Annotated in this window: 2 protein-coding genes; one reads left to right on the top strand and one right to left on the bottom strand. The window is 55.8% G+C overall.

Features of this window, described 5'->3' with window-relative positions; all coding sequences use genetic code 11:
• Window positions 1-142: 142 nt before the first annotated feature.
• Window positions 143-1,312 (bottom strand): zinc-dependent alcohol dehydrogenase, encoded by a 1,170-nt coding sequence (locus AWB64_RS30440; RefSeq protein ID WP_060859131.1) that lies wholly within the window; start codon window positions 1,310-1,312, stop codon window positions 143-145.
• A gap of 185 nt (window positions 1,313-1,497) precedes the next feature.
• Here AWB64_RS30440 and AWB64_RS30435 point away from each other — a divergent pair, with 185 nt between their 5' ends.
• On the top strand, window positions 1,498-1,800 hold the full coding sequence (locus tag AWB64_RS30435; RefSeq protein WP_157766738.1) for a hypothetical protein: 303 nt from the start codon (window positions 1,498-1,500) through the stop codon (window positions 1,798-1,800).
• Window positions 1,801-2,782 lie beyond the last annotated feature (982 nt).

Raw genomic sequence — 2,782 nt, 5'->3', positions numbered from 1 at the left:
CGTCCATTTGTCTGGACCGCAACTGCCGACTCCATCCTCAAGAAAGTGGCTCGCCCATGTAAAGTTATTTCTGGGACGGAACACTAGGTCACGTTGTCATACGAACAACTGTCCGAATCCACGCGGAGGGGATTGCTCGCCTTCAGGGTTTGAGGACCACCTTGATGCACCCGTCTTCCTTGTCTCGGAACGTTTTGTACATTGCTGGACCGTCTTCCAGCGAAACGGTGTGCGTAATCACAAAGGAGGGATCGATCTGGCCTTCCTGAATACGGCTAAGCAAATCGTCCGTCCAGCGTTTGACATGTGTCTGGCCCATCTTCCAGGTCAGTCCCTTATTCATAGATGCACCGAACGGGATCTTGTCGATCAGGCCGCCATACACCCCTGGCACGGAGAGGATGCCCGCCGGACGGCACACGTAGATCATTTCGCGCAACACATGCGGACGGTCCGATTCCAGCATCACGGCCTGCTTGACGCGGTCGTAGACGGCATCGACAGAACGGGTTGCATGTGATTCCATGCCGACCGCGTCGATACACTTCTCCGGACCCTTGCCGTTGGTCAGTTCCTTTAGCCGGTCGAGGACGCTTTCTTCGTCAAAGTTGATGGCGATCGCGCCGCCGGCCTTCGCCATGGCAAGGCGTTCGGGCACCCGGTCGATCACGACAACCTGCTTGGCGCCCAGCAGCAGAGCGCTGCGTATCGCCATCTGGCCGACCGGGCCTGCGCCCCAGATCGCGACTGTGTCATCGGGCTGGATGTCACAGTTGACCGCTGCTTGCCAACCAGTCGGAAAAATATCGCCGAGAAACAGGACTTGTTCGTCGGTCAGGCCGTCGGGAATCTTGACGTGGGTGGTGTCGGCCATGGGCACGCGGACGTATTCAGCTTGGCCACCAGCGTATCCGCCGGTCAGATGCGAATAGCCGAAAAGACCCGCCGTGGTATGACCGAACACTTTGTCAGCCTTTTCCTTGTTGCGATTGCTGCGCTCGCAAACGGAAAAATTGCCGCGTTTGCATTGGTCGCAATCGCCGCAAAAGATCGTGAAGGGAACCACAACCCGGTCGCCAACCTTAAGCGCCTTGTTGTCTTTGCCCACTTCGACTACCTCGCCCATGAACTCGTGCCCCATGATGTCACCACTTTCCATGGTCGGCATGAAGCCGTCAAACAGATGCAGGTCAGAGCCGCAGATCGCGCAGGTGGACATTTTGATAATCGCGTCGCGTCCCTCCTCTATGACCGGGTCGGGCACCGTGTCACATCGAATGTCATGTTTTCCGTGCCAGCGCAGCGCTCTCATATGCAACTCCTGAATAATCGTTAGCCGGAATTAGTGAACGCCATTAGACGTTTCACCCTTCGGCCAAGACGATTCAGCAATACCTATTCCAAGCGAAACCAGGCGAAAGGTTCGCTCGAATTCTTTCCGATATGGCCTCCGTGCAGCGTCGTTGGCGCGGCCGACTTGCATTCGAGCACACACCCATGTTGAACGAACCCATGCTGACCATCGAACGCACTGCAGCTCGGCAGTACTTGGCGCGCACGCGTGGAAAAATGCGACGGCTATCGCCGCGCCATAGCCTTGACTTCGCGAGGCTTCATCTCGATCATGCTTATGAGAGCTCGTTGCCCGATATCTTCTCGCACCATACATCGTCACAAGTCGTACGTGCCGCCGACTCCATGGCCATTGAGATTGACTATGTATATGTGATTCTGCCAGCACACGCCACGGCGATGCCGCCCACTGACATTACCATGTATCTACGTCACGATTTCCGGTGACCGTATAAATATGTGAAACCGATCCATGCGCCACTTTGAGAAAGATTTCAATGGCGATTATCCGCAATCCAAGTTTGTCTAAAAATGTTCTGCTCGTCACCGAACGCAGCCATAAGCTCAGCGGCGAAGCGCCTTGCGGCGCAAGCAGTAACACAATGCCGTTAGATATAGTGACTCGCACCGGTTTTCATATAGCACGCGAGGTCGACAGGAAAATGCATACAATTTCCTCGAACACTGACGTGCACTTAGACGTGCTGCATACAAAAACAGCCGTCGGAGAGTAACGCTGACAGGCCATCGAGTAATCTCAAGATGGCCAAAGGGCTTCGTTTTCGTTACGCCTTCGATTGATGGTAGATCCCTAAAAAAGCGAGCTTCGCAGCCTCGCATGTCTCCACCAAAGGTCGACTACAGGGTCATCAGGGCAGAGCATGGCGCGCCGGCGAACCCACTACGGAATACGGCAATAGAAACATTCCGAAAATTCTCACAGCCCCGCACGTTTACGCCGTCGACGCTTCGACCTTAAGGTAGGGTAACTACCCTCGATTACCGACTAAGCAGGCCTTGGACAGTGCCGAGAATCCAGGGAACCAAGCCTCGCCGGGCCGCCGTGCGCACCAATTGTCCCGGTCCTAAAACCGTCCCCACGATCAGCCCGGCAGCTATAAGGCCAGCGTAGGGCGTTTGCAGAAACACCGGACCTTGCGGGATGTCTGTCGGCACAACCTGTCGGCGCGGCCTGCCAACCAACAAGGTGACGTGATTGGCGGCCACCAGCTCCGCGCGAGTAGCCGCCATGCGCGCGAGAATCTCTCTTTGAGCAGTGTCGTGTTCAGCACGCGTCATCGCAACGCCTCTTTAATAGCAGCTACATCGTTTTGAATTTCGGACCGAAGCGCTTTGAACGGCTCTGTAGGCTTCTGGGTGCGCACAACGAGAAAGGCGCTGATCGCCACCACCAACCACAAACCAGCGA

It is taken from the genome of Caballeronia sordidicola, from assembly GCF_001544455.2.
Taxonomy (GTDB): domain Bacteria; phylum Pseudomonadota; class Gammaproteobacteria; order Burkholderiales; family Burkholderiaceae; genus Caballeronia; species Caballeronia sordidicola.
Note: the sequence above shows the minus strand (reverse complement) of the source record. Positions and strands in the feature narration are given on the sequence as shown.

Coding starts and splice junctions, on each gene's coding strand:
- AWB64_RS30440 (WP_060859131.1), bottom strand. CDS start 1,312: ATGAGAGCGCTGCGCTGGCACGGAAAACATGACATTCGATGTGACACG.
- AWB64_RS30435 (WP_157766738.1), top strand. CDS start 1,498: ATGTTGAACGAACCCATGCTGACCATCGAACGCACTGCAGCTCGGCAG.